Annotated in this window: 7 protein-coding genes and 1 pseudogene; 4 read left to right on the top strand and 4 right to left on the bottom strand. The window is 69.5% G+C overall.

Annotation, left to right across the window (positions count from 1 at the left end; translation table 11 throughout):
• The 3 genes from VNS22_RS00110 to VNS22_RS00100 form a co-directional block, all read right to left on the bottom strand.
• Nucleotides 1-417: adenylate/guanylate cyclase domain-containing protein (locus VNS22_RS00110; RefSeq protein ID WP_325728524.1), on the bottom strand; the 417-nt coding region annotated here is incomplete at its 3' end.
• 94 nt (nucleotides 418-511) lie between these two features.
• A complete protein-coding gene (locus tag VNS22_RS00105) occupies nucleotides 512-1069 on the bottom strand; it encodes a type 1 glutamine amidotransferase domain-containing protein (protein WP_325728523.1) in 558 nt (185 codons plus the stop codon).
• A gap of 79 nt (nucleotides 1070-1148) precedes the next feature.
• On the bottom strand, nucleotides 1149-2012 hold the full coding sequence (locus VNS22_RS00100; RefSeq protein ID WP_325728522.1) for a peptidoglycan-binding protein: 864 nt from the start codon (nucleotides 2010-2012) through the stop codon (nucleotides 1149-1151).
• Nucleotides 2013-2143: 131 nt separating this feature from the next.
• Here VNS22_RS00100 and mtnA point away from each other — a divergent pair, with 131 nt between their 5' ends.
• Both mtnA and VNS22_RS00090 read left to right on the top strand, forming a co-directional pair.
• Nucleotides 2144-3241, top strand: coding sequence for an S-methyl-5-thioribose-1-phosphate isomerase (gene mtnA / locus VNS22_RS00095; RefSeq protein ID WP_325728521.1), 1098 nt, complete (start codon nucleotides 2144-2146; stop codon nucleotides 3239-3241).
• Nucleotides 3242-3279: 38 nt separating this feature from the next.
• Nucleotides 3280-3408 carry a hypothetical protein gene (locus VNS22_RS00090; RefSeq protein WP_325728520.1) on the top strand — a complete coding sequence of 43 codons (129 nt, stop codon included), beginning with the start codon at nucleotides 3280-3282 and terminating at the stop codon, nucleotides 3406-3408.
• Nucleotides 3409-3442: 34 nt separating this feature from the next.
• On the opposite strand, the gene VNS22_RS00085 is transcribed toward VNS22_RS00090, so the two are convergent.
• Nucleotides 3443-4213, bottom strand: coding sequence for an SDR family oxidoreductase (locus VNS22_RS00085; protein ID WP_325728519.1), 771 nt, complete (start codon nucleotides 4211-4213; stop codon nucleotides 3443-3445).
• Between the two features lie 257 nt (nucleotides 4214-4470).
• On the opposite strand from VNS22_RS00085, the gene VNS22_RS00080 reads away from it, so the two are divergent.
• Nucleotides 4471-5451: a hypothetical protein gene (locus VNS22_RS00080; protein ID WP_325728518.1), complete on the top strand. Its 981-nt coding sequence runs from the start codon at nucleotides 4471-4473 to the stop codon at nucleotides 5449-5451.
• Nucleotides 5452-5515: 64 nt separating this feature from the next.
• Nucleotides 5516-5771 (top strand): annotated as a pseudogene (locus VNS22_RS00075) (hypothetical protein); the annotation flags it as partial.

Here is a 5771-nt window from a genome sequence, read left to right as displayed (position 1 = left end):
GACGATGATCCCGCCGGGCTCGGCCAGATGCTCCAGCCGGGCCGCGACGTTCACCCCGTCGCCATAGATGTCGCCGTCGGTCTCGTGGATCACGTCGCCGAGATTGATCCCGATCCGCAGGCGGATGCGCTGGGCCGGCGGCAACTCCAGCTCTCGCTCGGCCATCCCTTTCTGGATCAGCACCGCACAGCGCACCGCGTCCACGACGCTGGCGAACTCGGCCAGCAGCCCGTCGCCCATGAGCTTGACGACGCGCCCCTGGTACTCGGCGATCAGGGGTTCGACGAATTCCCGGCGATGCGCCTTGAGCTTGGCGAGGGTGCGGTCCTCGTCCTGCTCCATGAGCCGGCTGTAGCCGACCACATCGGTTGCCAGGATGGCGGCGAGCCGCCGCTCGATCCGTGCTGCTGCCGCCATGACTGTCCCTCGGCGGGATCGGGCCGGCAGCATAGCAGAAATGCGGTGCTGCCGTAGACTCCGCGCTTCCCGCCGGGGACAGGATGCTACCGGATCAGGCGGCGCGCTGGTGGCGGCCTTCCTGGACCTCCTCGACGATCTTGCCGACGAAGGCATCGAGATCCTTGGGCGAGCGGCTGGTGATGATGCCCTGGTCGACCACCACCTCCTGGTCGACCCAGTCGGCGCCGGCATTGGCGACGTCGGTCCTGATCGACCCGAACGAGGTGACCTTGCGGCCACGCAGGGCGTCGGCCTCGACCAGCAGCCAGGGACCGTGGCAGATCGCGGCCACCACCTTGCCGGACGAGACGAACTGCCTGACCAGCTCCACCGCCTTGGGCTCGGTGCGCAGCTTGTCCGGGTTGATCTGGCCGCCCGGCAGGACCAGGGCGTCGTAATCGTCGAGCTTCGCCTGGTCGATCGACAGGTCGGCCGGGACCTTCTCGCCCCAGTCGGTCTCGTCCCAGCCGCGGATCTCCTGGCCGGACGGGGAGGCCACGTCGACCCTGGCGCCGGCCGCGCGCAGCTGGTCGCGCGGCACGGTGAGCTCGGACTGCTCGAAGCCGTCGGTGGCCATGATCAGGATGCGGGCCTGGTCGATCTTGGGCATGTTCGTTCCCTTCGGGTTGGACAGGCTGGGGCGGGGAACGAGACCGGCAGGCCCGGGTTCCTTTCTACAGCAGGCCGGTTCAGGCCGAGCGCAGGTCCGGGCGGGCGCGGATCGCGGCGTCCAGCTCGCCTGCCGGCCAGACCGGGTCGTCGATCAGGCGGAAGCCGCGCAGGAAGGCGTCGGCGAAGCGGCCGAACCCGTGGCTGCCGCCGTTCACCAGCCGGCGGATGCGCAGGAGGTCGCCATCCAGCACGGCCTCCTTGATCTCCCGCTCGTGGGGCTGAAGGAAGGCGGCGAGGATCCTGGCCGCGGTCTCCGGCTCCAGGGCGCGGGCGGGGTCCTGGACCAGGGCCAGGCCCATGCCCAGCGCCTTGCCGATCGCCGTGTAGTTGGCCCGGCCGGTGAGCTGGACGAAGCCGCGGCCGCGATAGCGCTCGCCGTCGGGCCGGCCGCGATTGCCGAGGTCGGCGCGCTGGTCATAGAGGTCGAAGGGCCTGCCGCCGGGCGAGGTGTTGAAGCGCGACACCCGCTCCTCGATCGGCAGGAAGCCCTCGGTCTCGGCACGGATCGTCGCCAGTGCGGTCAGGATCATGGGCTTGTCGGCGATGCCGGACGCCTTGAGCGCCGTCAGGACCAGCGGGAGGAAGCGGGCGATGTTGCCAGCGGGCGTGGCCGGGAACATCTTCGCCACCAGGTCGGCGGACAGGAAGAGATAGGGCTCGGCCTTGTGCAGGATCCCGGCCGGGTCCAGCCGCAGCCGGGTCTTGGGGCCATAGACGCCGTCGGGCAGCAGGCCCTGGGCGCGCTGGAAGGCGATCAGCGCCGCCTCGGTGGCAGCACCGAAGATCCCGTCGGTAGGACCTGGGCGGAAGCCGCGCAGGGTCAGGCGCTCCTGCATGCGCTTGACCTCAGGCCCGCGGTCGGTGAAGCGGAGGGTGGTCATGACGGAGTTCCTCGGCTGCGCGTTGTAATGCTAATATTCCTATAATCGGACCTTAGTCCCGCTTGCAACCGCGGCGTTGCCGTCCCCACATGCCGCCCGTATCCAGCGGCCGAGAAAGTGGCACAAACGACATGCGCATCGAGGGGCGTCCCTACCGCACCATCTGGACCGAGGCGGACCGCAAGGTCCGGGTGATCGACCAGACCAGGCTGCCCCACGAGTTCGTGGTGGCGGACCTGCCCGACCTGGAAGCTGCCGCGGTCGCGATCGAGACCATGCTGGTGCGCGGCGCGCCGCTGATCGGCGGGACCGCCGCCTATGGCATGGCGCTGGCGATGCTGGCCGACCCGTCCGATACCGGCGTGGAGCAGGCCTACCAGCGGCTGATGCGCACCCGGCCGACCGCGGTGAACCTGCGCTGGGGGCTGGAGCGGATGCGCGCGGTGCTGCTGGCCGAGGCACCCTCCGGCCGGGTGGACCGGGCGTTCGCCGAGGCGGCGTCGATCTGCGACGAGGATGTCGAGATCTGTGCCGCGATCGGCCGGCATGGGCTGGACCTGATCCGCGAGGTCGCGAAGCGCAAGGGCGGGGGGCCGGTCAACGTGCTCACCCACTGCAATGCCGGCTGGCTCGCCACGATCGACCGCGGCACCGCGACGGCACCGGTCTATGCCGCGCGCGAGGAAGGGATCGACCTGCATGTCTGGGTCGACGAGACCCGGCCGCGCAACCAGGGCGCCTCGCTCACCGCGTACGAGCTGCTGCACGAGGAGGTGCCGCACACCATCATCGCCGACAATGTCGGCGGGCACCTGATGCAGCATGGCCAGGTCGATCTCTGCATCGTCGGGACCGACCGGACGACGCGGACCGGCGACGTCGCCAACAAGATCGGCACCTATCTCAAGGCGCTGGCGGCCGATGCCAACGAGGTGCCGTTCTATGTGGCCCTGCCGTCGACCACGATCGACTGGCGGATCCGGGACGGGGTGAAGGAGATCCCGATCGAGCAGCGCGCCGACCGCGAGCTCACCCATGTGACCGGGCGGGATGCCCTGGGCAAGCTGCACACGGTGCAGATCACCAATCCCGGCAGCCCCGGCGGCAACTGGGCGTTCGACGTGACGCCGGCCCGCTATGTGACCGGGCTGATCACCGAGCGGGGCGTGGCGGCGGCGAAGGAGGAAAGCCTGGTCGCGATGTTCCCGGAGCAGGCGAAGGGCGGCTGAGGGCTCGGGTTCCGCTTAGCCTTCCCGGCGCGGGCTGAATGGCCAAGTCATTGATCTGGATGATTGTTTTGCCGTTCTCGGGTTCGTTTGTGCAAAAACGTGTTCTGGGTTCGGTGTGGGATGGCATCGAAGGCTTCCTGCGCGGTGGACAGCGCAGGATAGCATGAATAGGCCTGTGATCCTATTGCCTGGATGGCCGGCTCAGAAGGTCTCCGAGGTGATCACCTCGGTCATCGCCTTCATGCCGGCCATCAGGCCGCCATCGACCGGGAGGACGGCGCCGCTGATGCCCGACGCCAGATCGGAGGCCAGGAACAGGACGGCGCTGGCGACCTCGTCGGGCTCGACCATGCGGCCGATCGGATAGTGTTTGCTCAGGCGCTCGACGATGGTCGGGTCCTGGGTGATGCGGCGGTTCCAGGCGGGGGTGCGGGTCGAGCCCGGGCAGACGATGTTGGCGCGGATGCCGAAGCGGCCCTGCTCGGTGGCGATCGCCTTGGTGTAGGCGACCAGGCCGGCCTTGGCCGCGGCATAGCCGGGATTGCCGAAATGCATGAGCGCGTTGACCGTGCCGATCGTGACGATGGCACCGCCGCCGGTCTCGCGCATGGAGGCAAGGACCGGAGTGGTCACCTGGAAGGTGCCGGTCAGGTTGAGGGCGACCTCCTCGTCCCATTTCTCGTGGGTCATGTCGGTCAGCGTCTCGGCGCGGGCAGCGCCGGCATTGTTGACCAGCACCTTGATGGGCCCGATTGCCGCGGTGGCCTTGGCGATCGCGGCCTCGGCACCTGCGCGGTCGCCCATCTCGAAGGCGGCCGAGAAGGCGATGCCGGGCAGGTCGGCCAGCATCTCGGGCGTGCGGTCGAAGGCGATCACGGCCGCACCGGCCTCGACGAACCGGGCGACCAGGCGCCGGCCGATGCCGCCGCCGGCACCGGTGATGGCGACGGGGCGGGACGCGAACTGGAACATCGGGTGGCCTCTCGGCGGCTGGCTGCGGGCGGGTCGAAGGGGTGCATAGCCGGCGGGACCGGCCGCCGTCGAGGTGCAGGACCTGTACAGTCACCGATCGGGCGGGCATCAGTCATGCTGGCAGACCGCATGGCCGGGGCCTGGTAGAAGCTTGCCGATATTTCAAACAATCAATAGTACTTCCGGTAGAATGGCTCGGTTATTGCCTGCGCGAAGCCGGGAATGCGGCGGACCTGCAGGAACGGGGGAAGGGGACGATGGCGGCGAGTCTGGGGGAGCGCTGGCGGAAGCTGGCCTGGACGGTGACGGTCGGGTTGGGGCTGCTGGCGGCCGGGCCGGCAGTGGCGGGGGAGGGCGACGCGACTGCCGGCCCGCCGTTCAGGATCCTTTGGCAGATGAGCTGGCTGGACGGCGAGACGGCCGCAGCGCCCACGGCCGAGGAACTCGCGGCCTGCGGCATCGAGCCGATCCCGCTGATCACCGAGGGGGCGATCTTCGGCAACGCCATGCCGCGCTACGACCAGCCGCTCGACCTGAACGCCCCGGCGCTGCGTGCCGCCACCGACAAGATCGCGGCGGCGGCGCCGGCGGGCGGGATGGTGGTGCTGAACGTCGAGAAGCGCGGCTGGATGATCAAGTCGGGCGACCCGGGGGCGGTGCGCAAGGCCGACCAGTATATCCGCCTGATCGAGCATTTCCGCGCCCAGCCGGCGATCCAGGCCAAGGGGCTGCAGCTGGGCTATTTCGGCGAGGCGCCAATCAACGACTATTTCGGCTATATCCCGGGCCGCGGCCAGGTGCCCGCCACCCGGGCCACCAACTGGGTGACCCTGCACATCGCGCGCGCCAGCGACGTCCTGTTCCCGCAGATGTACACGCGCTACCGCGAGCCGGGCAGCCGGAGCTGGATCGCCCGGGCGGAAGGCATGATGGCGCTGATCCGGGACGAATGGCAGCCGCTGATCGGTGAGCGGCCGGTCTATCCCTATCTCTGGCCGCAATATCACGACTTCGCCTCCGACCTGGCGATCCGGCGCAAGCTGGTGGAGAAGGGCGTGTTCCTGACCCAGCTGGAGACGCTGAAGCGGCTGGGGGCGGACGGGGTCGTGATCTGGGGGACGCTCGGGGCGGAGGAGGCCGGGGAGAAGCGGGCCAGATGGGAGGCGGACATGGACTGGTGGGTGGAGACGAAGGAGTTCATGGCGGCGGAGGGGTATCCGGAGTGTCTGGTCCGGTAGGTGGGGGGGCGCGGACCGGGCGGCGCGGCAGGAGACCCCGATTCGAGCTGCTGGCCGGCGCGTCGTGCCGATCGGCGGCGGCCATCCAGACCCGTGGGTCCATCTGCTCCGGCACCGCCTGGATTTCGTGTCGTACGAGGACCACGGAGCCGTGACGGCAGCCCTCGAGGACATCTGCCGCGCGATGGACGTGACTGCCGGCAAAGCAGCGCTTGCCGGCTTCGACGAAGGCCTGGGGGGCCGCTACCTCCGCGATCGGCCAGAGCCGCTGTTCTCGCTATACGACCAGGGGCACAGGACAGGCCTGACGCCGGTTCCCC

Origin of the sequence: Geminicoccus sp. (assembly GCF_035556675.1) — a bacterium.
In the GTDB taxonomy this organism is placed as follows: domain Bacteria; phylum Pseudomonadota; class Alphaproteobacteria; order Geminicoccales; family Geminicoccaceae; genus Geminicoccus.
The sequence above is the reverse complement of the archived record's forward strand: the minus strand, read 5'-3'. Positions and strand labels throughout refer to the sequence as shown.